Source organism: Vibrio sp. T9, assembly GCF_003123985.1.
Lineage (GTDB): Bacteria > Pseudomonadota > Gammaproteobacteria > Enterobacterales > Vibrionaceae > Vibrio > Vibrio diabolicus.
In genome coordinates, this window is the sequence record NZ_NIGY01000183.1 from 1 (window position 1) to 296 (window position 296).

The 296-nt window shown below is 50.7% G+C and carries 1 protein-coding gene; it reads right to left on the reverse strand.

Annotation, left to right across the window (positions count from 1 at the left end; translation table 11 throughout):
• Window positions 1–38 precede the first annotated feature (38 nt).
• A partial coding sequence (locus CBX98_RS26010; RefSeq protein ID WP_206781405.1) for a hypothetical protein occupies window positions 39–296 on the reverse strand: 258 nt, incomplete at its 5' end.

Below are 296 nucleotides of genomic sequence, written 5' to 3' on the forward strand. Positions count from 1 at the left end.
CCTCGCAGATTCGCGCTATACGAGGCGAACACTGCGCCTTACCGGTTATAGTTTTTCTTCACTAAATGCGACCCTGACGAATCAAAAATGTAGGTGATGGCCATTGTCCCTCCTGGCACACCGAATTTTGGGATCGCCAAACCTGTATCGGGGAAAATGGTCACGCTGATCGAATCGTCTTTGCTGCCAACCTGTGGGCTTATCCGCTTCACCTTTGGCATATCTACTTTATAGAGCTGTACAGCGCTACGTAGCGCCAGGAATTGCTCCGGCGTCATCTTGCAGTCTTTCTCGGA